This window comes from Paenibacillus germinis (genome assembly GCF_013141785.1).
Lineage (GTDB): Bacteria > Bacillota > Bacilli > Paenibacillales > NBRC-103111 > Paenibacillus_E > Paenibacillus_E phytorum.
In genome coordinates this window covers 111,228-135,194 of record NZ_WHOC01000019.1, presented here as the reverse complement: position 1 = coordinate 135,194, position 23,967 = coordinate 111,228, and the positions used below count along the sequence as shown (strand labels likewise).

Annotated in this window: 32 protein-coding genes; 29 read left to right on the top strand and 3 right to left on the bottom strand. The window is 40.6% G+C overall.

Features of this window, described 5'->3' with window-relative positions:
* Positions 1-20 precede the first annotated feature (20 nt).
* The 6 genes from mmgA (at position 21) to GC102_RS02900 (ending at position 3,940) form a co-directional block, all read left to right on the top strand.
* On the top strand, positions 21-1,202 hold the full coding sequence (gene mmgA / locus GC102_RS02925; protein ID WP_171688160.1) for an acetyl-CoA C-acetyltransferase: 1,182 nt from the start codon (positions 21-23) through the stop codon (positions 1,200-1,202).
* Between the two features lie 21 nt (positions 1,203-1,223).
* On the top strand, positions 1,224-2,078 hold the full coding sequence (locus GC102_RS02920) for a 3-hydroxybutyryl-CoA dehydrogenase (protein WP_171688159.1): 855 nt from the start codon (positions 1,224-1,226) through the stop codon (positions 2,076-2,078).
* 171 nt (positions 2,079-2,249) lie between these two features.
* The gene (locus tag GC102_RS02915; protein WP_171688158.1) at positions 2,250-2,612 is read left to right on the top strand and encodes a hypothetical protein; all 363 of its coding nucleotides are present in this window, start codon (positions 2,250-2,252) and stop codon (positions 2,610-2,612) included.
* A gap of 12 nt (positions 2,613-2,624) precedes the next feature.
* A complete protein-coding gene (locus GC102_RS02910; protein ID WP_171688157.1) occupies positions 2,625-2,972 on the top strand; it encodes a DUF962 domain-containing protein in 348 nt (115 codons plus the stop codon).
* Between the two features lie 73 nt (positions 2,973-3,045).
* Positions 3,046-3,381, top strand: a complete 336-nt coding sequence (locus GC102_RS02905) for a GNAT family N-acetyltransferase (protein WP_171688156.1) — start codon at positions 3,046-3,048, stop codon at positions 3,379-3,381.
* Between the two features lie 52 nt (positions 3,382-3,433).
* Positions 3,434-3,940 carry a DUF6933 domain-containing protein gene (locus tag GC102_RS02900; RefSeq protein WP_171688155.1) on the top strand — a complete coding sequence of 169 codons (507 nt, stop codon included), beginning with the start codon at positions 3,434-3,436 and terminating at the stop codon, positions 3,938-3,940.
* 6 nt (positions 3,941-3,946) lie between these two features.
* Here the strand turns inward: GC102_RS02900 and GC102_RS02895 are convergent, their stop codons facing one another.
* A complete protein-coding gene (locus GC102_RS02895) occupies positions 3,947-4,894 on the bottom strand; it encodes an FkbM family methyltransferase (RefSeq protein ID WP_171688154.1) in 948 nt (315 codons plus the stop codon).
* Between the two features lie 137 nt (positions 4,895-5,031).
* On the opposite strand from GC102_RS02895, the gene GC102_RS02890 reads away from it, so the two are divergent.
* The 8 genes from GC102_RS02890 to GC102_RS02855 all read left to right on the top strand — a co-directional run bounded on the left by GC102_RS02890 (position 5,032) and on the right by GC102_RS02855 (position 10,336).
* Positions 5,032-5,757: a class I SAM-dependent methyltransferase gene (locus GC102_RS02890; RefSeq protein WP_171688153.1), complete on the top strand. Its 726-nt coding sequence runs from the start codon at positions 5,032-5,034 to the stop codon at positions 5,755-5,757.
* Between the two features lie 151 nt (positions 5,758-5,908).
* Positions 5,909-6,814: an S-layer homology domain-containing protein gene (locus GC102_RS02885; protein WP_171688152.1), complete on the top strand. Its 906-nt coding sequence runs from the start codon at positions 5,909-5,911 to the stop codon at positions 6,812-6,814.
* A gap of 172 nt (positions 6,815-6,986) precedes the next feature.
* Positions 6,987-8,030, top strand: a complete 1,044-nt coding sequence (locus GC102_RS02880; RefSeq protein ID WP_171688151.1) for a rod shape-determining protein — start codon at positions 6,987-6,989, stop codon at positions 8,028-8,030.
* A gap of 14 nt (positions 8,031-8,044) precedes the next feature.
* The gene (locus GC102_RS02875) at positions 8,045-8,425 is read left to right on the top strand and encodes a hypothetical protein (RefSeq protein WP_171688150.1); all 381 of its coding nucleotides are present in this window, start codon (positions 8,045-8,047) and stop codon (positions 8,423-8,425) included.
* 15 nt (positions 8,426-8,440) lie between these two features.
* Entirely contained in the window at positions 8,441-8,701 is a 261-nt protein-coding gene (locus GC102_RS02870) for a hypothetical protein (protein WP_056832646.1), read from the top strand.
* Between the two features lie 137 nt (positions 8,702-8,838).
* A complete protein-coding gene (locus GC102_RS02865) occupies positions 8,839-9,189 on the top strand; it encodes a VOC family protein (protein WP_171688149.1) in 351 nt (116 codons plus the stop codon).
* A gap of 23 nt (positions 9,190-9,212) precedes the next feature.
* Positions 9,213-9,689: a GyrI-like domain-containing protein gene (locus GC102_RS02860; RefSeq protein WP_246320709.1), complete on the top strand. Its 477-nt coding sequence runs from the start codon at positions 9,213-9,215 to the stop codon at positions 9,687-9,689.
* Positions 9,690-9,790: 101 nt separating this feature from the next.
* Positions 9,791-10,336 carry a GrpB family protein gene (locus tag GC102_RS02855; protein WP_171688148.1) on the top strand — a complete coding sequence of 182 codons (546 nt, stop codon included), beginning with the start codon at positions 9,791-9,793 and terminating at the stop codon, positions 10,334-10,336.
* A gap of 10 nt (positions 10,337-10,346) precedes the next feature.
* On the opposite strand, the gene GC102_RS39270 is transcribed toward GC102_RS02855, so the two are convergent.
* On the bottom strand, positions 10,347-10,760 hold the full coding sequence (locus GC102_RS39270) for a C40 family peptidase (RefSeq protein ID WP_312883149.1): 414 nt from the start codon (positions 10,758-10,760) through the stop codon (positions 10,347-10,349).
* 131 nt (positions 10,761-10,891) lie between these two features.
* Here GC102_RS39270 and GC102_RS02845 point away from each other — a divergent pair, with 131 nt between their 5' ends.
* The gene (locus tag GC102_RS02845) at positions 10,892-12,121 is read left to right on the top strand and encodes a niacin permease NiaP (protein ID WP_312883174.1); all 1,230 of its coding nucleotides are present in this window, start codon (positions 10,892-10,894) and stop codon (positions 12,119-12,121) included.
* An 84-nt stretch (positions 12,122-12,205) separates the two neighbouring features.
* On the opposite strand, the gene GC102_RS02840 is transcribed toward GC102_RS02845, so the two are convergent.
* The gene (locus GC102_RS02840) at positions 12,206-12,388 is read right to left on the bottom strand and encodes a hypothetical protein (protein WP_047673155.1); all 183 of its coding nucleotides are present in this window, start codon (positions 12,386-12,388) and stop codon (positions 12,206-12,208) included.
* Between the two features lie 140 nt (positions 12,389-12,528).
* Here GC102_RS02840 and GC102_RS02835 point away from each other — a divergent pair, with 140 nt between their 5' ends.
* The 14 genes from GC102_RS02835 to GC102_RS02770 all read left to right on the top strand — a co-directional run bounded on the left by GC102_RS02835 (position 12,529) and on the right by GC102_RS02770 (position 23,931).
* Positions 12,529-13,035, top strand: coding sequence for a DUF3189 family protein (locus tag GC102_RS02835; RefSeq protein ID WP_171688147.1), 507 nt, complete (start codon positions 12,529-12,531; stop codon positions 13,033-13,035).
* A gap of 43 nt (positions 13,036-13,078) precedes the next feature.
* Entirely contained in the window at positions 13,079-13,927 is an 849-nt protein-coding gene (locus GC102_RS02830) for a VOC family protein (protein ID WP_171688146.1), read from the top strand.
* A gap of 177 nt (positions 13,928-14,104) precedes the next feature.
* Positions 14,105-15,592, top strand: coding sequence for a spore germination protein (locus GC102_RS02825; RefSeq protein WP_171688145.1), 1,488 nt, complete (start codon positions 14,105-14,107; stop codon positions 15,590-15,592).
* A gap of 19 nt (positions 15,593-15,611) precedes the next feature.
* Positions 15,612-16,718, top strand: a complete 1,107-nt coding sequence (locus GC102_RS02820) for a GerAB/ArcD/ProY family transporter (protein ID WP_171688144.1) — start codon at positions 15,612-15,614, stop codon at positions 16,716-16,718.
* Positions 16,718-17,845 carry a Ger(x)C family spore germination protein gene (locus GC102_RS02815; protein WP_171688143.1) on the top strand — a complete coding sequence of 376 codons (1,128 nt, stop codon included), beginning with the start codon at positions 16,718-16,720 and terminating at the stop codon, positions 17,843-17,845. The genes GC102_RS02820 and GC102_RS02815 overlap by 1 nt, the downstream gene beginning before the upstream one ends.
* Positions 17,846-17,970: 125 nt before the next feature.
* A complete protein-coding gene (locus GC102_RS02810; protein WP_171688142.1) occupies positions 17,971-18,498 on the top strand; it encodes a GNAT family N-acetyltransferase in 528 nt (175 codons plus the stop codon).
* A gap of 339 nt (positions 18,499-18,837) precedes the next feature.
* Positions 18,838-19,071, top strand: coding sequence for a hypothetical protein (locus tag GC102_RS02805; RefSeq protein WP_171688141.1), 234 nt, complete (start codon positions 18,838-18,840; stop codon positions 19,069-19,071).
* Positions 19,072-19,240: 169 nt separating this feature from the next.
* Positions 19,241-19,597, top strand: a complete 357-nt coding sequence (locus GC102_RS02800; RefSeq protein WP_171688140.1) for a hypothetical protein — start codon at positions 19,241-19,243, stop codon at positions 19,595-19,597.
* Between the two features lie 68 nt (positions 19,598-19,665).
* Positions 19,666-20,082, top strand: a complete 417-nt coding sequence (locus tag GC102_RS02795) for an Rrf2 family transcriptional regulator (RefSeq protein ID WP_171688139.1) — start codon at positions 19,666-19,668, stop codon at positions 20,080-20,082.
* Positions 20,083-20,189: 107 nt separating this feature from the next.
* Positions 20,190-21,056, top strand: coding sequence for an SDR family oxidoreductase (locus GC102_RS02790; RefSeq protein WP_171688138.1), 867 nt, complete (start codon positions 20,190-20,192; stop codon positions 21,054-21,056).
* Between the two features lie 211 nt (positions 21,057-21,267).
* On the top strand, positions 21,268-21,486 hold the full coding sequence (locus GC102_RS02785) for a hypothetical protein (protein WP_060645074.1): 219 nt from the start codon (positions 21,268-21,270) through the stop codon (positions 21,484-21,486).
* Between the two features lie 104 nt (positions 21,487-21,590).
* On the top strand, positions 21,591-22,397 hold the full coding sequence (locus tag GC102_RS02780; RefSeq protein ID WP_171688137.1) for a uroporphyrinogen-III synthase: 807 nt from the start codon (positions 21,591-21,593) through the stop codon (positions 22,395-22,397).
* Positions 22,398-22,752: 355 nt separating this feature from the next.
* A complete protein-coding gene (locus tag GC102_RS02775) occupies positions 22,753-23,439 on the top strand; it encodes a class I SAM-dependent methyltransferase (protein WP_171688136.1) in 687 nt (228 codons plus the stop codon).
* A gap of 117 nt (positions 23,440-23,556) precedes the next feature.
* The gene (locus GC102_RS02770; protein ID WP_171688135.1) at positions 23,557-23,931 is read left to right on the top strand and encodes a Rid family detoxifying hydrolase; all 375 of its coding nucleotides are present in this window, start codon (positions 23,557-23,559) and stop codon (positions 23,929-23,931) included.
* Positions 23,932-23,967: the final 36 nt, after the last annotated feature.

Sequence of the window (23,967 nt, the reverse complement as noted above, 5' to 3'; positions counted from 1 at the left end):
GAACGATGGGGGGTGAATCCATGAGGGAAAGTGTAATTGTAGGCGGTGCCCGAACTCCGTTCGGGAAGTTGGGCGGTGCCTTGAAAGAAGTTCCCGCTGTCGTTCTTGGAGGAACAGCGATGAAAGAGGCAATCCTCCGATCTTCGATTGATCCGGCAACCATTGACGAAGTGATTATGGGGATGGTGCTGCAGGGAGGAACGGGACAAATGCCTTCTCGTCAGGCTGCCCGATGGGCCGGTTTGGACTGGTGCGTGACGACGGAGACCATTAACAAAGTGTGCGCTTCCGGGTTGAGAAGTGTGACAATGGCCGATCAAATCATACGTACAGGGGATGCAGATATTATCGTAGCCGGCGGGATGGAAAGCATGAGCAACGTACCGTTTGCTCTGCCAAGCGCCCGATGGGGAGCAAGAATGGGGGATCAAAGCCTCGTGGATCTCATGATTCATGACGGTCTATGGTGTTCATTTCACAACGTGCATATGATCGTTCATGGCAGCACGGTTGCCGCAGAGTTCGGAATTAGCCGCAAAGCACAGGATGACTGGGCTCTATGCAGTCATATTCGAGCAGTAGAAGCGATGAAAAAAGGATATTTTGCGGAGGAAATCGTCCCTGTAACTATCGAGAGTAAGGGTGGAACGATTGAGATTAGTCAAGATGAAGTCCCTAGACCAGATACAAGTCTTGAAAAGCTTGCCGGATTACCTTCTTTATTCACAAAGGATGGCACCATAACAGCTGGGAACGCCCCCGGTGTAAACGACGGCGCTGCAGCGATGGTGGTCATGTCCAAAGAGAAGGCTGTTTCTCAAGGGATAAAGCCTCTGGCGAGGATTATTGGTCACGCTGCTGTAGGTGAAAGAGCGCCATATATCGCGACCACACCAGCTCTGGCGATTCTGAAGCTATTGCGTCAAACAGATTTGTCGTTGGAGCAAATCGACAGGTTCGAAGTGAATGAGGCCTTTGCGGCTGTTATGCTGACCAGTGGAAGATTACTTGGCTGGAATCCGGAGCGAGTCAACGTAAATGGGGGAGCGATTGCACTTGGTCATCCCCTTGGCGCCAGCGGGGCGCGAATCATATTGACTTTGATCCATGAACTACGGAGAATTGGCGGAGGATACGGAATAGCCGCGATATGCAGTGGAGCAGCTCAAGGAGACGCCATTCTTTTGCATGTAGATCCATAAGTTAGTGGGAGGGGTGAATAGATGAATATACAGACTATCATGGTTGTAGGTGCGGGACAAATGGGGAGCGGCATCGTTCAGGTTGCTGCAGCTTCGGGTTTGAAGGTGCTATTGCATGATATTTCCATGGCGTTTATTGACAAAGGATTAGTTTCGATAAACAAACAACTAGCTAGAGGTGTTGAGAAGGGAGGTCTTACAGAAGTAAGGAAGGCTGAAATTCTGAGTCGAATACAACCTTCGGAGCAATTGGAACAAGCGGAACAGGTAGATCTTGTGATAGAAGCCATTTCCGAGAATATGGTGTTGAAAACTTCACTATTCCAAAGGCTAGATACCATTTGCCCGCCTAGGGCAATATTGGCATCGAATACGTCATCGCTTCCCATTACAGAAATCGCCGCGGTCACGGGACGTCCTTCCCAGGTGATTGGCATGCATTTCATGAACCCAGTACCGGTTATGCCTTTAGTTGAAGTCATCCGTGGTTTGGAAACCTCGCAGGAAGTGTTCGAAGCAGTATATAAATTGAGTGAAAGGATGGGGAAGACCCCTGTGGAAGTGAAAGACTTCCCTGGGTTTGTGTCGAATCGAATCTTGATGCCGATGATTAACGAAGCTATTTTTACCGTTTATGAAGGTGTTGCATCTGTTGAATCGGTAGATACCGTGATGAAGCTAGGCATGAAGCACCCCATGGGACCGCTAGAGTTGGCGGATTTCATCGGGTTGGATACATGTCTATCCATCATGGAAATTCTTTATGAAGGCTTTAAGGATTCGAAATATCGTCCGTGTCCACTTCTTAGGAAGTACGTAAAAGCAGGTCGTTTGGGGCGTAAATCTGGTCAGGGATTTTATTCGTATCATGGTTAAAAAAAAGGATACCAATGGACAGTCACTACACATAGGGCTGTCCATTTTGATTCGACCATAAGAATTTTTGAGAAAGGAGGGATTTTGTGCAGGGATATTTTGGGATTTATTGAATTAAACCAAAGGAAGTTTATGATAAAAAATGGATCAACCACTGAAAGGAATAAACGAATGACGATTATTGGAATTATTACAGCCATTATATTTGCAATACTGATTTCTATTTATCTAGGGCCACTTGGGGGAATTGTTATACTTGCTGTTATTTTTGGGCTTGTTTTAAGTACACATCAAAGAAACAAAAAAATGTATGAAGATATTCAGAGAATTAAAGAACGATTAGGCATCGTGGATCGTAACGATTTTCATATGACGAATGAGGAAATTGAAGAGGAACTTGAACTTGAACTTGAAGTGCGAAGTGAATCCGAACAAAAGGAACTTGAAAAGATTAATGCAGAAATTGAAGGCGAGCTTGAGACATATTTGAAAAAAGCAAATGAGAAAAATAAAGATATGGACAATGATAAATGAGGAAAAACTGATATGAGACAAAAGAAGTTCATAGTTCGAGTTCAATGCGACTTAGATTATTATCTGAAAGAACATCAGAATAAGACCAATCGAATACTACACTATTTTGCGTTTATGTCGGCTTTTATGGCTTGGCTATTTTTGTTTTATGACCTGAAAGTAACGCTAATCCTAGCCATATTACATTACCTTTTATCATGGGTAGGACATTTCTATTTTGAGGGGAATAAACCGGCATCGTTTCGCTACCCACTTATAGGTTTCTATTCTGGGTTTACATGGTTTTTTATAAAAACATTTGAAATTGTAACTGGTAAAGAAATTTTGAACAAATGGTTAAATGAGAAACATGAGGATTGAGATCACAAATAATAAGTGGAGTGTGTTACATTGTCAATAGAAATTAGAGAAGCAAAAATAGAAGAAGTAGACATTGTATTTCGTACTTAAAGAAGGTGGGGGAGCCGTATTAGCATGGCATGGAATTAAGGCTGTAGGCTCGGCTAGATATAGATTTATTGAAGATTATATTTATATTGGGCGAGTTTCAGTTATACAGGAATATCGCGGAAGAGGAATATGTAAATCATTATTAAATTTTATAGAAAATAAAGCATTGTCACTGGGAATTAAAGAATCAAAAGTTGCGGTACGGTTGTCGATTCCTGAAAACATAGACATGTATAAAAGACTCAAATATGAAGTAATTGAACATAAGTTTTATCCTGATCGGACAGATAGCTGGTATGTAATGAGAAAGAAACTATAAGGTAAGCTGATTAAAATCTTGAACAATTACAATAAGAAAGTAGTGAACATTAATGGCAGTTATTGCATGTACAAAGAAAGTATTTGATTTAAGCAATTTTCCAGTTTCACCAATTCCGGAAGTGGGATATAGACCACTGAATAGTTGGCATGCTCATTTGTTTAAGGTGGGCAGAAAGAACTGTGTAATGATAATGAACGATTTAACAAGATACCAAGTAGTTCTTTATGGGGTCAGGAAAGAACATGTTAAAGACTTTCAACATTTGTTTTTGAAAAATTTAGAGATTGTCTTAAGAGCAGATCAATTCACAGATCAAGAGGTTAATTTGTTTTTATCGAACATGGACAAGTTGATTTTCACTAAAACTCACAATAGAAGCATCTTGGGATCTCTAAATGATCAAATTTTCTTGACACAACATTGGATTGAAGAATATCTCCCTACTGACGAGTTAAATATTGTTGATCTTAATATAATGCTGAATGATTCTGTTATTTTAAAGCTAGCGGAAGGATACCCTAGGCTCGCTCTAAAGAATGCTTTGCTGGATATGTAAACTGTACTAATCCAATCGTATAATCTGCGAATAGATCTCTGGAATCGTCATGTTAGGTGAGGCCAAGATGATATCTGTGTGAATATGTTTCTTTTTGAATAACAGCTGCAGTTTTTCCAGAGAAATTTGCTCGAAGTGGTACAGATCCTGATTATTCAAGTAAACATAAAGGTCGAAATGTTCTTGTAAAAAAGATAAAAATGCATGGGCATCCGTATCACTTTTGGCTAAATATTTACTGTCAAATTCAATAAATCCAAGTATATTAGGACAATTCTTAATGGATTGCAGCATCCCTTGAATAACCTTTTCTTCATGACCTTCCACATCGATTTTAAATAAGAGTTTTTCTTTATCCAACTGATACTGGCTAAGTATAGAGTCAAGTGTAATGCTGGGAATATCGTGTTGTTGGTAATGCTTCGAAACGCCCCCCTTGCCAAGAGCTGCGGTTGAAAGGCCAGACCAGTATTTGTTAATGAAGAAAGATTGCTTATCGCTATCTTCGTTAGAAGCCATAGCATAAATGGTGTTAATTCTTTTGCGGTTAGGATGTACTTTCTTGGAACGCTCAATATACGGCAGTAAATTAGGATTGGCTTCAATTCCAATTACTTTACTGTTTTTGGGATAGGTTACGGAAAATAGGCATTCGCCATAATTTACTCCTACGTCTACGATCAAAGTTGGTCGGAATGAGGCAACCGCCGTTTTCCAAAACAGATTCAGCCTTGGTTGCGTCATTCCACCTGTCATATACAGAATTCTTCCGCGGTTTTCGGTTGGATCGACATACAGAATACGAGATGAACCGGGCAGTACAATTCGGTCAGTGCGCCATCGTCTTATCATCGTGCGAGAAAGCACATAGCGGGCAGTTGATTTCAAAATTTCCCAATAACGTAAAGAAGACTCATGTTTAAAAGCAGCTTCGTAAGAGTGTTTATCGGGCATCGTGTAGTTCCTTTCTAACTTAAAGTTTTTGGATAGGAACGTATCGTCTTTTTATTTTAACAAAGAGTTATTACTTATGAGTTATGTGGATGTAAAGTGAATGTTATTTATGTGAAAAGAAAATGAGGAAAACAAAAATGGATAATAGGATCAAAATCATTAGAAATGAAGAGCGAAAATATCATGAAGCTTGTTATGATAACTACAAATTATTTGAAGAGGGATCATGGCTCTCAAAACCAGTAAAAACAGTGATGGATACACTAACTCATTTTAACTCCAAAGAAAATCTCACTGTATTAGATTTAGGTTGTGGAGTGGGCAGAAACAGTATTCCAATTGCTGAATCACTAAAGGAACGCCAGACAGGACAAATTGTTTGTGTGGATATTATTGAATCTGCACTTAAGAAATTAGTAGATTATAGTGAACAGAATGGAGTTCGTGCGTACATAGAACCGAAGCTATCAGACATTGGAGACTATATCATCGAAGAGAATCATTTTGATTACATCATTGCGGTTTCTGCATTAGAACATGTGGAATCAGTCCCGAAATTTATTCAAGTCTTAGAAAGAATGGCACTAGGAACGAAAGAGAACGGGATTAATTGCGTTATTATGAGCACCAACATACAAGAAATAGATGTAGTATCAGGAATGGAATTAGATCCATTTATGGAACTTAATTTGACAACAAATGAAGCGAAACAGTTATTATCATCGGCGTATCCAGACTGGGAAATAACCTTCACTAATTTAAAAGCATTGCAATTTAATATAGAGAGAAATGGGCGTAAAATTCTGCTTAAGAGTGATTGTTTGACGTATGTCGTTCAAAAAATTAAGGAGAATAAATTATAATCAGCAATTAAGTTTGAACTTCATTTAAAAGATGATTAGGCCGGGGGAAATCCTTCGGTTTTTATTTTTTTTAAAATCACTGAAACATTTATCACGTACTAAACGTTTAGAGTTTGTAATAAGATAACCTACTAAAAGGAGAGAATTAACTATGAAAAAAATAGCAGCTTTAACTTTAACAACAGCTTTGGTAAGCAGTTTGACTTTTAGCAGTGCCTTCGCTTTTACGGATGTAGAGGACGGACAAGCTGCAGCAATCTCTGCACTGCAAGAACGCGGAATCGTGAGCGGTATTGATAAGGATCATTTCGTCCCAAAAGGAAAGATTAGTTATGCACAAACCGTTCAAATGATTGTTAAAGGCATGAATTTAAACATGGATACATTGCGTTTTATTAAACAGCCATTAGCTTCTGACATTTATACCAGCATTCCGAATGATGCTTGGTATGCGGATGCCTTTATCATAGCGCACTACAACGGCATGAACATTCCTAAGGATGTAAACCCGAACGCTACGATAACTCGTGAACAATTTGGGGAAATGCTCGTACGTGCTTTAGAAAAGAAGGGCAATTTCCCGCTAGTGAAAATGTTTATACCGATCAAAGATGAGGCTCAGATCACTCCCGAATATCAAGGCGCTTTACAGCGATTGCTGCTATACAAAATTGCCGACCTTGACAAGGAAGGTATGTTTAATCCCAAAGCCGAACTTACTCGTGGCGAAGCTGCAGGGTGGATCTTCAATGCGATGCGCGTCTTAGAAACACATATCCAAAAACCGGCACCTGTAGAAGATGTATCCGTAACCGTTGAGAAAGTAACCGAAGATGTGAACAAGGTTACCTTATCAAGAGGTCAAAAACCGAATTCAGGTTACAGTATTGCCATTCAAAATGTTCGATTTGACCAAAACGGTCAAGCGGTGATTTCGTATACCTTGCAAGATCCTAAACCGGACACGATGTATGCTGATGTGATAACGGAGGCAAAAGCCGTAACTTACGTTTCCTCAGCTTATAAAGCAGTAGCAGAACCAGCAGCTGCGAACTAAATTAAGCTTACTTGAGAGTGCCGCTCACCTATATGGTGGGTGGCATTTTTTGGGTTACCCCCCTAGAATGGCTGCTTTATGCGAACAAGTATGAAGATGCAGTTAAGTCAAAATCAAATAATATACACGCTACTATGGGCATAGTCTATTGAACAGCGAGAAGGAGCGAGTCATGTTAAAGAGATTGGAAGAACTGTTTGGAGTAGACCTGGGGACCTGTAACACACTTATTTATCAACAAAAAAAAGGGATTGTATTGTCAGAGCCGTCTGTCGTCGCCATTCAAACGGATACGGGGGAAATTAAAGCTTTTGGCAAGGAAGCCTATGACATGATAGGGAGAACTCCGGCTAATGTGGAAGTCATCTATCCCTTAAAAGATGGGGTTATAGCTAACTTTGATATGACCTTAGCGATGCTGAAATATTTTATTGGCAAAATAAAAAGAGGTTATCAATGGTTTCGCAGCTTCCAAGTGCTGATTTCAGTGCCTTGCGGAATTACGAATGTGCAAAAACGCGCCGTCGAAGAGATGATTGTACATAAAGGAGCAAGGAGATCAATCACTATCGAGGAGCCGCTGGCTGCGGCAATGGGCGCCGGGCTTCCAGTTGCAGAGCCAATTGGTAGTATGGTCCTTGATATCGGCGGAGGGACAAGCCAAGTAGCCATCATTTCTCTGGGTGGTATTGTCGTAAGTGAGTCGGTTCGACGTGGAGGCATGTCGATCGATCAGGATATCATTGAATATGTGAAGAAAACTTATAATATGGCTATTGGAGAACGGACTGCGGAGGAAATCAAGAAGAACGTCGCTGCCGTTGTGATGCCTGTGAAAGAAGTGAAAATGGATATAAGAGGGCGTGACCTTATGCAGGGTTTGCCTAGGACAATATCAATTTCATCACAGGAAATTTACGAGATTATGGATGATTTTGTGAAATCGGTCCTAGAATGCATTCGACTCGCGATGGAGAAATGCCCGCCGGAACTTGCTGGTGATGTGATGGAGCAGGGTATTCTGTTATGTGGGGGCGGCGCATTGCTGGAAGGATTGGATAAAAGGCTTCAGCAAGACATAGGCGTTCCGGTTCATCTCGCTGAGCACCCGATGGAATGTATTGCCCAAGGTACAGGGAAAATGCTAAACTTCAATGGGGCGATAATTGAACGGTCTGAAAAGATTGTGACAGAAGATCGAGAAAGCGTCCTGTAAAGGAGGCTTTTCTATTGAAATTTAGAGCAGTATCTGATCAGACGAAAATGAATGTTATGCTTTGGAGTATTAAAAAGGAAATCATGAAAGAGAATAAATATTTAGAATCCCTACCTTATGACCCTACGCCAATTATGGAGGTCGTGAAGCACCACATCGATAGATGGGACCCCGTAAAGCTTCTAGCGATGGATTGTCCGGATGATGAGTATGATGGTGAAACGCGAACGATAACCATTTATATCACTAAACATCTAGATGATTTGGATGCGCTATCCCTCGGCATGGCGATTAATAAGGTATTGGGTGATTCCTTTCGTGATGAATTTCAAACAGACGAACAGTCTATTGAAATAGCTTCAAGTATTATACATTCACTAAGATCAGGCGTATAGAAATGGGGTGTTGTTGTGAGCGAAATGCTTAACAAATACTGTGCCAAAATATTCGGTAAAACGGGTGTTATTATCGAGATTGGCGTCGTAAAAAAGGTCGCGAGCCGGACGGTTCACGTCGATTGGGGAACCAAAACGTGGATCTATCAGAATAAAGATTTCATTTGGACACCGCTATCTAAAGAAGAGTTTGAAGAGAAGTATAAGAAACCTAAATTTTCTGAAGGGGCGCTTGCCCGAGCTTTGGAATTAGGTTTAAAGATTACTTATAATTAATACCCCAAAAGAAGCCGTTCCTTGGTCATCAAGGATCGGTTTTTTTTGTTCATTTCGGAAAAAATTTCATTTACATGGGAACAAATATTCGGTATTATGGATATGGGTATAAATACCAATTGTGGAGGTTGAATCATTTGAGTCGTGTTGTATTATTTGAAATGAATAGTCAAGATCCGGAACGTGCTGCAAATTTTTATTCGTCTGTTTTTGGCTGGAAGATTGCTGAGCCTAACTGGGGATATCACCCGGTGACTACAGGAAATGATGATAAATCTGGCATTAACGGAGGTATTTCCAAGGGACCCAGTGATTTTCCACACGGAATAAGAATTCAAATCGAAGTTGACAACATAGATGAGGCACTTACGAAATCAGTTGAATCGGGAGCACAAGTTGTTAGAGGTAAAATGGAGTTTGATGATTTTTATCTGGCCTATTTAGTGGATCCAGTAGGGAATGGGATCGGTTTAATCCAAAATAAATAATCAATTGGAGAGGGACGATTACTTTGGAAAACAAAACGATGATTAAATATCACTGTGAGACTCTAAGAAGAGAGTATCAATTAGTAGGTCAGAGTCTTACAGCCAATTTTCCAAAAGGTTTCCCAGATGCAGCGCTACAAATACAAAGTCAATTTGCAGAGAGAAAACATGAGATAACAAATGCGAAGGATCAGGAAGTCTTGTTTTCACCGTATATGTGCAATGGGATATTTGCTACTTATTTTGCTTGCCTTGAAGTGGACGATTTAACTTTAATACCCGATGGGATGATTGGTTTTAAGCTTCCTACCGTCACTTATGCTAAAATAAATTGTACAACCAAAACAATTGGTGAAGCGTACTCCAAAATATTTGAGTGGATGAAAGAAAATGGATATCAACAGAAGTTTTTGGATCAATCATGTCCGATCGAAATATTTTACTATGAGGAAAATGTAGCAGAAGAAAATGTTGAAATATTAATACCAATAAGAGATTAATTTGCAAAAGAGGCGTGTTCTTTTTGAAAAGATCACGTCTCTTGATATTTTCAGCTTTTTATGCGAAATGAGATTTTGTAATCTCCAGAGGAGAATGGAACATGGAAGATCAGTGGAGAATTGCGGAGTACAATTCAGAATGGAAAGACCTATTTCATGATATTGGATCAAGATTAAGGGACTCTTTAGGAAACGTGGCAGTTCGTATCGATCATGTTGGATCTACATCAATTGTTGGTTTGGATGCTAAACCGATCATTGATATTCAAATCTCTGTAGTTAAATTAGATGATGATTCTAGTTATAAATCCAAAATCGAAGAAAATGGCTTTAAATTAAGAAAAGAGAATCCTGACAAAACCAAAAAGTATTTTCGAGAATTGCCAGGAAACAGAAGAACGCATATACATGTTAGGCAGTCTGGAAGTTTTTCAGAACAAAAAACGTTACTTTTCAGAGATTACTTGCGAGAACACTCAAAAGATTGTTTGGGATATGCGTTGGAAAAACATAGATTAATGAATTTATTTAGTAATGATCGAACAAAGTATGTTGAAGGCAAAGGGCCAGTCGTTTGGGAGATATTACAAAGAGCTCATAGTTGGTCTCAAGAAGTTGGATGGATCCCAGGCCAATCAGATATGTGAGAGTATGGGATTATTTGGTGTCTAGTACCGAACCGCCTAAGGCAAAGCGATAGGTTAGATGATTAGCAATTTCATCAATACGTACGCCACCTGTGGCCGCTGAGGCAGTATGGATGATTTTACCGTTACCCAAATAAATACCGACATGTGTAATGTTTCCGATTGATTTATCCATCCCGATGTAATTATCCGGATTTGTCCCGTTATAACTGACGAAAAAGAGCAAATCACCACGCTGGGCTTGATCGATAGTTGTGTAAGTTCGATTGGAAAAAGATTGAACATAGGTCGCTTGACTTCGAGAATCTTTAGGAATATCCATCCCTAGAGCAGAAAGATAAGCCCAACGCGTGAAATCGGAGCAGTCAAATGTGGATGGGTCAGATCGATCCGAACTGAATTCGTATATGTTTAGATCGGTCACATTTAATCCGATGGGTAGAGTGATCAACTTGAGGTTTGATAATTGGTTTGCAGAGGGAGTGTTTTTCCGTAATGTAACACAAAATAGGATCAGGAAAGCTAATGCGATGATTAGGAGAATGCGTTTTGGATGTGATTAAAACAAATTTGTTACGTGAACCGGCAAAACGAAAGTTGCTTTTCAGCACAGGAATTAGCTGGTTGTTCGATGCTATGGATGTAGGGATAATCTCGTTTATTGTTGCTGCATTAGCAGTCGAGTGGAAATTAGGTGCACAACAAATTGGGCTGTTGGCAGCTATTAATTCGATCGGAATGGCTGTAGGAGCTTTATTAGCAGGCTCACTTGCTGATCGTTACGGACGAAGAACCGTATTACTTGGAACGCTTATTATTTTCTCGGTTGCTAGCGGACTCTCTGCTCTTGCCACTAGCTTTGTTATCCTATGTGTCCTGCGTTTCGTTACTGGAATAGGACTCGGTGGAGAACTTCCTGTCGCGTCAACGCTTGTTTCTGAGTCGTTTCCCACTAATGAAAGGGGACGAGCTGTCGTTCTGCTAGAAAGCTTCTGGGCGTGCGGGTGGATCGTCGCGGCGCTTATTGCTTACTTCGTGATTCCTACATATGGCTGGCGTGCGGCCTTTGTTATCGGTGCGCTGCCGGGCTTATATGCTTTATACCTTAGAAGATCGATTCAAGATTCACCACGATTTACTGAATTGCGCAGCCGAAAATTGTCATTCAGCGAACGTTTAGCTTCCGTATGGTCATCTAAATATCGAAGATCTACCGTAACACTTTGGATCTTGTGGTTCACGGTGGTATTTTCCTATTACGGAATGTTTCTATGGCTTCCAACCGTCATGGTTCTTAAGGGTTATGGTCTCGTAAAAAGCTTTCAATATGTATTAATCATGACGTTGGCACAGCTTCCAGGTTATTTTACCGCTGCTTTTTTCATTGAGAAATTCGGCCGTAAGTTTGTGCTCGTCACTTATTTACTGCTGACTGCAGCAAGCGCATTGTGGTTCAGTAGTGCTGCTACGGAGGGGATGTTGATAGCAGCTGGTGTTAGCTTATCTTTTTTTAATCTTGGTGCATGGGGAGCCATGTATGCTTACACACCTGAGTTGTACCCGACTGAAGTACGCTCTACGGGTGTTGGGCTTGCCGCATCCATCGGACGTATCGGCGGTATCATTGGTCCATATCTTGTAGGTTTGCTGGTGGCGAGTAATAAAGCAATCACCTCCATTTTTATGGTATTCTTCATAGCGATTGTCATCGGAGCACTCGTTTTATTGTTTTTTGGCAAAGAAACAAAAAATACGGACCCCGATTTTGCACCTGATCCTACCTAATGGATATTCTTATATGATGAGATACAACAAAAAACCACGCATCAGTGCGTGGCTTCTCTTTATTTTTCTCTAATTAGTTACAAATTACGTTGTCTCACGTTCAATGATTTCTTCTAGTTCTGAACTGTGCTCATTAGCTGCTGCAATGATTTCTTGATCTACCTTATTTTTTCCTTGCATGAGCTCTGCCGCTTGCGCCTGATTGTTCAATTGTTCTACCTCTTGACCGATCCCATGCGCTCCTTGATGTCCACTGTTTGTTGTCATCGTTCATAATGCTCCCTTGCTGTTATTTATAAGGTTACAACAAACTGTAATATGCACGAGAATGAGGTTGTTTTATTCATTATAGGAGATAATGAGTAAAGAAGTTTTATACAATATTCTCTGGGTGGTGGGTATGAACTATGATCTATATTTATAACGATTTCGGGGGGACACATACAACAGCTTTAGCTGCAGCTTATCATCTCAAAAAGTTAGACGGTTCCCACGAGCCAACAAAAAATGAGATACTGAATACACACAATTTCAATAAACTAGTTTACAAAGACAGAGGGAAGTTATACTTTCATGGCAAGGATGAGGATGACAATAAAGTATACACAATGGGCAGAGGAAGGTCTAAAATCCTAGTTCCGGGTGTATTTAATCTCATAGATATGTTAATTGAAGAAGCGGTTCTCAACGAAAAAATCATATTATCAAACACGTCTCCAACTGTGCCTTTTGCGATGACATGTGGTGGAATGCTTTCACGATGGTTAAAAATTGATTTCATCGGTGTGCCCTTATTGGTTACTGGAGCAAAACAAGCGTATCAAGACATCATTAATCTCGTTCAACATACGAAACAGACCGCGAAATCATCAACTTCCCAATTAATTATGCTTGATAATAAAGAATTCAAGTAAGTAATCAGGGTTCTAAGATACAAACTTATTGGGAGGTACTCATATGAAGTTTCATCAAAAACCAAATACATTTGTTAGTCATGTACATTTAATCGTTGAACAGCTTGAAAGGTCTTTATCGTTCTACCAAGGCGTATTAGGATTTCAAATTTTGGATCGCACAGAATCCTCAGTTTCACTGACTTTAAACGGAAAGGATGCTCTGGTGACCCTAGAGCAGCCAGCAGATGTTTTACCGAAAGAACCGCGCCGTTCAGGACTTTATCATTACGCGGTACTTTTACCGGACCGGAAAGAGTTGGCAAAAGTCATTCAGCACTTCGTAGATATCAAATACCCGTTACAAGGCATATCCGATCATCTTGTAAGTGAGGCGCTGTACTTGGCGGACCCAGACGGGAATGGGGTGGAAATTTATGTAGACCGTCCTTCTGAAAGCTGGGAATGGATTGGGGAACAAGTCAGCATGGCAACCGAACACTTTGATTTACGCAGTCTTTTATCTGAAGCGAATGGAGAGAAGTTCACGGGTTTGCCGTCTGATACCATTATGGGGCATATTCATCTACATGTATCAGACCTCGTGAAAGCAGCAGAATTTTATCTCAATGGACTTGGGTTTAAGGTTGTTTATCAAATAAGCAATCAAGCGCTTTTTATATCGAGTGGAGGATACCACCATCATATTGGATTAAACATCTGGAATGGTAAAGGCGTACAAGCGCCATCTCGTAACAGCGTTGGTTTGAAATATTATACGATCGTATTTGCCGATGAAATTACTAGAGTTAGTGCGATAAAGAATCTAGAATTGTTAGGCTATCATGTTCATGATTATACAGCTGTCGACCCATCAGGAAATCATATTCTGCTAACTGTTTCCATGGATTAGATGGGCATCCAGTTCACTTTAAGAGAACAAGTTAATAAGTAACCGGGCCTCGCGCCCTTAAGAACCCTCGCAGTCAACGCGATGGTTTTTTCCGTTTTTCAAAGCTATATGGGATTGTTTTCCTGACATTTTGACATACTATGCGATATGGCATTGTGAAACGAGGGATTGTTTAACATGCAGAACATGAAAAACGACATACCTGCGGATATTATCGAGTTGGAACAACTGCTCGAAGAGGCTCTTAATGGAAATCCCAATTTAATTGCCAAATATGTCGTGCTTGGACAGCAAACAGCCGCCATCTATTACATAGAAACTCTAGTCGACCAGGATTTGCTTCAAAGGGATATTATTCAACCTTTATTGACTTTTGTCGATGTGCCTTCAATCAATGAAACAGAACGATTTCCCGTTGCAGGAATTGTTGAGGTTAAAGTTATTCAGTCTGTTGCGGAAATGTTATTGCTCGGATGGGTGTATCTTCACAGTGATGATAGCCGCTTCAATTTTCTGTTGAATGTTTACAGGCCACCTAATTGTAGCTTTTCGAAAGCTGAGATTGAAAGCCAAGTATTTGGCCCACAGATTGCATTCAACGAAATTTTAAGGTCCAATATTGCCTTGCTTCAGATGTACCTGCCGAGTCCAAACTTATGTCAGGAGAACTTGGAAGTTGGAGTGGAAATCAAGACACAAGTGGCGATGTTTTATATCAAAAATCTTACAGATAATGAGCTCGTTAAACGAGTGCGCGATAGGATCAATAGTCTTGAGATAGATGGTGTGGTATCCAGTGCACAACTAGTACAGTTAATAGAGGATAATAAATTTACGATCTTCCCACAGTTTGTAATGACCGAACGTATAGATCGTACATCGTATTCCCTATCAGAGGGGAAAATTGTACTGTTTGTTTCCGGAAGTCCGTTTGCCATTGTATGCCCATCGACGATGATGGATTTCTTCTCTTCCGCGGAAGACCATCAAGTTCGGTGGAATATGGCTACCTTCTTCCGGCTTTTGCGGGTTGGAGCCATGGTCTTATCTTTATTATTCACCCCCATCTATGTGGCTGCATTAACGTTTCATTATGAAATCATTCCTTCCGCCATGGTCGTGCCGCTGGCTGAATCACGAACACGAGTACCATTTCCCCCCTTAATGGAAGCTTTGTTTCTAGAAATTACGATCGAGCTGCTTCGTGAAGCAGGCGCAAGACTTCCGACCAAGATTGGCCAAACTATCGGAATCGTAGGTGGTATCGTCATCGGACAGGCAGCCGTACAGGCAGGATTTACAAGTAATATTCTCATCATTATCGTAGCGCTAGGAACGTTGGCGTCGTTTATTACACCGATTTATCTAATGGGTATTACGATTCGTATCATCAGGTATCCAATCATTATACTTGCAGGTTTTTATGGAGGAATTGGGATCATGATTGGTATCTGCTTTTTGGTAATTCACCTACTTCGTTTAACTAGTCTGGGTCAGCCTTATTTGTATCCCCTCTATCCATTTCGAAAAGGGGACTTGAAAGACAGCATTTTGAGACTACCTTTCTCATTTTTGCGCGAACGCTCCATGTTTACCCATGGCGATGATACCTTCAGGTTTGTGGAACAAGAGACTGTGAGTAGCCACGGAGATATTGATGAATAGTGGACAAGGAGGAGTTCAGGTGAAGACTGGTAGTCCTCCAAAGAGATTGATGTTTAGTTCATTTCTCTTATTCTTTGTTATTCTTGCCAATCAGGTAGGAACTGGTTTGTCTGGATTTCAGCGAATCATTTTCCAATCGGCGGGGCATGATGCGTGGATATCCGTCTTTATGGCTGGGGCATGGTCTCATCTAACGGTTTGGGTCATGCTGCGAACACTTAAGCTGAATCCGAACATGGACCTCTATGAAGTTCACAAGGACCTTTATGGTCGATATTTCGGGGGAATAATCAACACTTTGATTATGTTGTATATGCTAACTGCGGTCATCGTGATATCCCGCAATTATGTGGAAATGGTTCAGACCTGGATATTCCCGGACCTGCCAACATGGCTTCTGAGTGCTTTTTTGGCTATGTTAATTACTTATGGCGTTCTTGGCGGTATTCGGATTGTTGTTGGGATCGCCTTTATGTCGGTAATTCTGACAATATGGTTGATTGTATTTTTGTACTTTCCGTTACGATATGCAGAATGGACACATCTTACACCGATCATGGAAGCAAGCATTTCCGAGTTAGTTCAAGGTATGTTTAAAATGTCATTGACCATCGTCGGGTTCGAAATTCTGATGTTTGTGTATCCTTTTATTCGTAACAAAGAACATGCCCCCTTGGCCGCTCATTTGGGACTTTTTACCACCACGATCATCTATGTAGCTGTTATGGTGGTCACGCTTGTTTACTTTAGTCCTGGACAATTATCGAAGACCGTTTGGGCTACATTCAGCCTTTTTAAAATTGTTGTGTTTCCATTTCTAGAACGCTTTGAATATGTGGCTATCTGTGTATGGATGTTGGTAGTCCTCCCTAACTTAATGATGTACATGTGGGCAGCTTCCAAAGGAATTAAACGAATATTTGGTTGGAAGCAAAAATATGCCCTTTACACCTTTGCCCTTATATTGGTTGTTGTATCAATCTTTTTTAAAACACGCATACAGATTAATACTTTAAATGACATCTTTTCGAAAGTGGCTCTTTACTTTGTATTTGGTTATCCCTGGGTACTTTATGCTGCTGTTCTGCTCAAGAGACACTTTCAAATGAAAAGAGGAGGGATCTAATGAAGAAATCCCTGCTAGTTCTATCGGTTATCGTATTATTTATTCCTATCTGGACAGGCTGTGTGCAAAAAAGGATTTTGGAAGAATTAGGCCTCATCGTCATTGTTGGTTATGATCCTCTAGAAAATGACCGCATCAAGGGAACGGCACTGCTCCATCAAATAGATCCGGAAGCGAAAGAAAAGGTTCAGGTTGTCGTTACAACAGGTAACACAAGCAAAGGGATTCGGAATGCTCAAAACCGTGAAGTATCTAAGCGTGTCGTTAGTGGACAGCTCCGAATTGCCATGTATAATGAAAAGTTAGCCCGGAGTGGGATCTTATCCCTTACTGATACACTCTCAAGAGACTCTGCCATTTCGGATACGATGTATGTAACCGTCAGTAAAGGGAGCACGGAAAATATCATCACGCATCGATTTCCGGAAATAAGCAATATCGGAACCTACCTCTTTAAAATGATCCGTCAAAATATTCAAGGAGAACAAATCTCCTCATGCACGCTTCATGAATTTATTCATGACGTTTATTCTGTAGGAAAAGACCCGGTACTCCCTATTATAGAGCGTAATGGCGACGAAATAGCATTGAATCATACGGCAATTTTTCAGAATGATAAGATGGTAGGAGAGCTTAGGGTGGACGAGTCTTTTGTTCTAAAACTTATTCGAGATCGTTACAGAGCCGGCGCTTTGGAGTTATCTTTGGATACGGAACCTTTTCGACAAATGAAGTCTGGTATTCAGACAGATAAAATTAATATCGTGATAGAAAATATCGCAAGTTCCAGTAAAATTAAGCTAATAGACCCCTCAATTCCGTCATTTTCTGTCCATATATCTATGAATGCCAGGATTCAAGAGATTTCGAACGAGTTGAAATTAGGAGATCCAAAGGTCGTTCATGCCCTCGAAAACGAGATTGCCAAGCAATTGGTCCGGCGTGCGAATCAGCTTATTGCCAAAACTCAAGCGGTTCGGTCAGATCCGATTGGTTTTGGTGAAGTTCTCCAATCAAAGGTGCGACACGCTAATCTGACAGATGAGAAGTGGAGGGAGATGTATCCCAAAGCCAAGGTTCAAGTGGATATCAAGGCAATTATGGTTCGCTCAGGAGTGATTGAGTAGTTGTTTTAAGCCTCAACCCGTTCTTGATCGCAAGAAGGAAGCTTAAAACTTGATGAGGATCATGGTTCAGAAGTACAATGAAAATGTACATATTATGACATGAATTCCTTAGTAGGAGGTGAAAGATGCTAACTCGAACGAACGAGCTGCAGGTAAGGATCGAGCCATGGGCAGAGGCTGATCTTGCACTTCTGTATCGCATGAATGTACCAGAGATGCTGGAACACTTGGGTGGTCCGGAGACGGAGGAGCAGATCCTGGCGCGCCACAAACGCTACGTTGAGATTGGCGGCAAGGGGACAGGCCGTATGTTCAGCATCGTTCTGCTTCCAGAACTAGAAGCGGTCGGCAACATCGGGTACTGGGAACGTGTCTGGCAGGAAGAGACCGTGTACGAGATCGGTTGGGGCGTACTGCCGACTTTCCAAGGCAGAGGCATTGCAAGCGCAGCAACCGCGGCGGCTGTTGCCAGCGCCAGAGCGGAACAGAAGAACAGGTACATTCACGCATTTCCGTCGGTCGATAACCCCGCATCGAATGCCATTTGCCGGAAACTCGACTTCAAGTTCAACGCCGAGTGCAGCTTCGAATACCCTCCGGGGAGCTTCATGAGCTGTAACGATTGGAGATTAGACCTTACTGCAGCAACATAGGATGAAGCAATTCTTTATGTAAATGAACATGTATAATTTGAATCAGATCAGCCATAATACTTATGACGGTGAAACAAGAGAGGTGTGGTTCCGTTGTACATTCAACGAGATAAATACCAGGGAAGTTGTTTTTGAATCCATATAGAAGCGAGGAGATGTGCCGCAAACACTTAGTGTAGTACTTGTACTGCAATAATGGATGAGGTATAAACCAAGCCAAGTAAGGTTCAAGGCATAAGTACCATCAATCAATTCACCGTCAAAAGAACTCCGAAAGGGGTTCTTTTTCTTCATAACAAACATAATCTTGAGCCACAATAATAGAAGGGTGAGAATAATTTGACAACTACTGAAAATTCCAATAAACAATTGATTGAGCTAACAACAATTCTTAATAATTGCATATCGATGGAACTAAGAGTAAGAAAATCCGAAGTAGAAATGGAAGTAAAAAAAATGGAAGAATACGACTTTAAATTTAAGAATTCATGGGCTTCCATGGAATTAGCGGACCATATTGTTATCGAATTTTGGAAGAAAGATCTCATTAAGGATTCAAAAATCAATGAGTAAAAATGCAATGACGATTAAGTTTAGGGCTGTCTCTCAAGGTCAATGACCTTAGTGGCAGCTCTATTTTTTAATAAATTATTTAAAAATGAATGAACGATTTCTCATACTCAGTCGTACTATAGGTGTTTCTACAAGAAAATCCAAAATATATAAAGCGGAGGTAGTTAAAATGGCTAGAACAATTGAATTTACGAAGGATGCTCTTATACTTCATCTAACGGGATTGACAAGTGCTGCTGCTTTGAAACAACGTGTTGAAATTCCGTATTCGGATATAATGAATGTCTCTATAGATGACTTTAAGTTATCTATGTTTCAAATTAGAGTGGGTACCTCAATAGCTGACATTAGAGAAGGACGTTTTCTGATCGGAGATAGATGGTGTTTCATTTCCTATGAGGATCATAAGGATGTCGTCATACTTGAACTAAATAATCATAAGTTTGGAAAAGTAGTTTTTCAAATTGAGAATCCATTGGAAATCAAAGAACTTATTTTGGAACGTTTACTGAAAAAAACGATGTAATCGACATGACAAACTTGACTTTGATATCAGTTAGAACTATACTGGTTACAACGAGTAGGTGATAATGAATGAAACAAATTAGCAGTCGCTTTTCGATAGCTGTTCATATCTTGTCGTTAATTGCGACCATTCCAACGGAATGTACAGGTGATTTCATTGCTGGCAGCGTGAATACGAATCCTGTCATCATTCGCAAAATTATTGGGATGCTGAAGAAGGCAGGACTCGTTGATGTACGTGCTGGAGTTGGCGGAACATCGCTAAGTAAGGATACGGACCAAATAACATTACTTGATGTATACCGGGCAGTGGAAGTGGTCGAGAATGGGGAGTTGTTCAATTTCCATAACCATCCTAACCCCAACTGTACGGTAGGAAGAAATATTGAATCTGCGCTCCGTACAGAAATGCGGGACGCTCAATCAGCGATGGAACAAAGATTGTCTAACGTTTCCTTGCAACAACTCATATCTAATTTTACTTAAAAATAGCTCTTCAATGAGCTAATTTTTATAACCTAGTTGTAACCAATATGGTTATAACTGTGGCGATTCTAACTCATTATTAAATAATCTGATGGAGGTATTTACAAATGAAAATTCTAGTGACTGGTGCTACGGGACAATTGGGATCAAAAGTGGTGGAGGCTTTACTTGCATCCGTACCAGCTGAAACATTAGCTGTTAGCGTAAGAGATACGGAGAAAGCAACTGATTTACGTTCTCGGGGTGTTGAAGTTCGCCATGGTGATTTTGATGATCCAGCATCTCTAGATGAAGCTTTCACTGGTGTTGACCGCTTGCTTATCGTGTCGACGCAAGGGGATAATGAAACTCGAATTCGTCAACATTTAGCTGCTGTATCCGCGGCTGAGCGCGCTGGGGTTGGTTTCATCGCGTACACTAGTGCTACAAACGCAGAGGAAAGCTCTCTCTTTCTTGTGCCCGTGCATCGTGCGACAGAGGAAGCGATCCGCAAAACGGGAATTCCATACTCATTCCTGCGTAATAACTGGTACATTGAGAACGAGATTGGAACGATACAAGGCGTATTGGCGGGTGCACCGCTCGTAACCTCTGCAGGCGCTGGCAAAGTAGGTTGGGCTTCTCGCGGCGATTATGCACAAGCGGCAGCAAATGTGCTTGCAGGTAAAGGACATGAGAATACCGTTTATGAGCTATCTGGCACACTGATCACGCATGATGACCTTTCAGCGGTTCTGTCAAAGATACTTGATCGTGAAGTTCCTATTCAGCATGTTGACGATGAGACTTACGCTAAAATCATGGTTGGTGCAGGGGTTCCTGAGCAAGTCGTTCCTATTCTTGTTGCCATCCAAAGCGCGATTAGAGATGGCGTTCTAGAACTAGAGAGTAACGATCTTCAGACACTTCTTGGTCGCCCGGTTACACCACTAAGTGAGGCGATTGAAGTTATTGTGAGCGGGTTGAAGTCATAAAACGAGCATAAACTAGACAATTAAGCCGCGGTCTTAAATAGACTGCGGCTTTTTGTGATTATTTGGCTTAGAACAAGTTCGTTCAAGCTATGATGACATTTTGAGAAATTGGATGGTATAAAAAGAACCAAAGTGGTTGATGAAATTCAGATCAATTTCCTATATAATTTTCACCGAAGGACCAATTTTACAAAGAAAAGGTGGTTATTATATGAATATGTATATCTATTTTGGGATATTTTCAATCATACTATTATTTGGCTTAGTAGTTACCTTTATGGTTGGTTTTTCTCGTAAGAATCGTGAAGGCGATCAAACCTATTTCCAAAAAACAGAGGTGAAATGGGTTCGACTTACATCTTTTTATGTGATTTCAATTGCTGCAGGATTGTTAGCCTTGCTAGCGTATATTCGTTATTCGATCGGGTAAAAATGGCCACGCCTTCGCTACACAATGCGAAGCGTGGTCATTTTAAAATTTCATGAAAACAATTACAATAATAGGGACAGCATTCTGAGGGGGATTCATAGAAAATGAAAAAGCTTAACAACAAGAAGATCGTAATCGCAGGCTCTAGAAAAACAGAGGAAATGAGCCTGTTAATCGAGAAGCAGGGAGGTATCCCTGTCATTCGTCCTTTGCAAGGCCTTATATATTTTGATGAGTCAGCAATCGAACAAGAATTATTATTTTGCGTGAATAACAAGATTGATTGGTTTGTTCTTACAACAGGTACTGGAACAGATACGCTGCTGGGTGCTGCGGAACGGTTAGAAATTCATACAACTCTGATTCAAAAAATGAAAGAAGCGAACGTAGCGGCACGCGGATATAAAACGTATGCTTTGCTTAAGAAATTGGACATAAAACCCGAAATTGTCGATGAGGATGGAACGACTCAAGGTTTAATCCGAAGTATGGATCTTTGCGATTTCGCGGGTAAAACAGTAGTTGTCCAGTTACATGGTGAACCTCAGCCTGATTTGATCCAATTCTTAGAGAATCGAGGGGCAAATGTTATTCAACTGCTGCCATATCGACATGTAGAACCGGAATCATCCACTTTGGAGACGTTGTGTCATGAGCTTTCAACTAAATCGATCGACGCTGTTTGTTTTACTACCGCGGTACAGGTGCGATATCTGTTTGAATATGCTAAACGTCAAGGGATCGTGGATACAGTTCGAGAATCGTTCAGCACACGAGTAAAGGCAGTAGCGGTCGGCAAAGTAACGGAAGTGGCTTTGAGAGCAGAAGGGTTGGACCACGTCATTGTACCCGAAAGCGAACGGATGGGGGCTATGGTTATTGAATTAGTCAAGTATTATGAAAATCAATAGTTGCTTTGATTCTGTCCAAACAGGTTTAATACGATGACTCCAACTATGATGTAAGAAATGCCAAGAACAGTCCCCATATTTACGCCATTATTTTTGTTTACATTAGATAAGCCGGCATGAGCTGCTATTTTGTGGCGCTCATGCCGGCTTTTGAATTTATATAGTTTGAGTTGTGGGTCTCACAATCAATTCATTGATAGATACTGACGTAGGCTGCTGTATGGCAAATAACACTGATTGTTAATTAAGCACAAATTACGAGAAGATGCAGGGAATTTTTGGGATTTATCGAATTAATCAACGAGTGGTTAAACGATTGATGTAATTATTCGGTCTTGAGGGTGGAGGTAAATGTTTGGGGATTGAGTGGTATGACATGATCGCCAGAAAAAATGGTGGGTATAAAAGCACTGCCATTTATACAGTTGAAGGAATTTCAGCTGAAGAGATTTTTGAACAGAGATTAACAAGCATGCTGCCAATGTTTAATTCTGTCTTAGATGCAGGCTGCGGTCACGGAGAATTTACTAGGAAGATGGGGAGTATAGGAACTGATATTACTGGTTTTGATAACTCATTAGAAATGATAAACATTGCTAAATCAAGTTTAGAGGAAGCTCACTGCGATAACGTTAAATTTGTTTATTGTTCTACCAAGGGGGAACTGGAACTGCCTTTTAATGATGATCAATTTAATTTGATTTACAATCGAAGAGGCCCAACTTCAATATTAAATCATAGTAGAATCCTAACAAGCGAAGGCACGATATTCGGTATTCATTCCGGTGCGCTAGAGAAAGTAAAGGAACGATTACTTTTTAATGGATTTATTAATATTGAGATTGAAGAATTTCAGGACGCTATCTATTATTTTCCCGATGAGAGTGAATTCGCTAAGTTTTTAACGGATACACCTGGTAACCCAGATTATACAATGCCAGCAATGAGTAAAGAGCTTCAACGAAAGGTCAAAGAACATATCATTAGTGGAAATATAGGAGTTAGAGAATATAAATACATATGGAAAGCTACTAAACCATAATTGTTTAGGTTAAATCGAGAAGATGGCAGCTGTACCCAAAATCTTTTAACACTGCGCTCCGCGGCGAATCACAAGAGAAAAGATCCTTGGTATGAAATATGAAACTGGAGGTTTACGATGAAAGAAGTTATTTTTACAGAGAAGGCACAAAACCCAGAGGGAATGCCCTATTCGCAGGCAATTAAAGTAGGTAATACGGTATACGTAGCCGGACAAGGACCTTTTGATCCTGAAACTGGTAGGGTAGTAGGAAATACCTTGGAAGAACAAGCGAGAAGGGCATTAGAAAACCTCAAAGCAATTATAGAAGCATCTGGCGCAGCTTTGAAAGATGTGGTTAAAGTAACTGTCTTTCTTGGAGAAGGAGCAGGCTTCGATGAATTTAATTTGATTTACAAAGAATACTTCTCAAAACCATATCCAGCTCGTACAATAGGGCCAGCAAATATGGGTTTTATGGTTCAAATTGATGCAATAGCTGTGGTTGAATAATAGAGTTTTCATTTTATCATGCGTAGTTTCTATTTT